The 309-nt window shown below is 62.1% G+C and carries 1 protein-coding gene; it reads left to right on the top strand.

Features of this window, described 5'->3' with window-relative positions:
* The coding region (locus tag WDW90_RS38700) for an SPOR domain-containing protein (RefSeq protein WP_336492946.1) at positions 1-242 on the top strand (242 nt) is incomplete at its 5' end.
* Positions 243-309: the final 67 nt, after the last annotated feature.

Below are 309 nucleotides of genomic sequence, written 5' to 3'. Positions count from 1 at the left end.
CGGGTCAGGGCCGTTATTTCCTGCAGGTGGCGGCTTACACCTCCGACCAGGATGCACAGAGCCGGCGGGACAGCCTGCGTCAGTCTGGCGTGACGGACGCGTACGTGGAAAAGGGCCAGTCGGCTGGCCGCACGGTTTATCGTCTGCGAGTCGGCCCGTTCGGGTCACATGAGGCGGCTCAGGCGGCCCAGGCGCGCCTACGGGCGTTGGGCTATCAGAACGGGCTCATTTCGGCCAACTGAATTTTTCGTGGACATTCATCCATCCAGTGACTAGTTTCGATTACGTCATGCTGGCGGTCGTAGCGGT

It is taken from the genome of Methylobacterium nigriterrae (assembly GCF_037106235.1).
Taxonomy (GTDB): Bacteria; Pseudomonadota; Alphaproteobacteria; order Rhizobiales; family Beijerinckiaceae; genus Methylobacterium; species Methylobacterium nigriterrae.
This window is presented reverse-complemented; position numbering and strand designations above follow the sequence as displayed.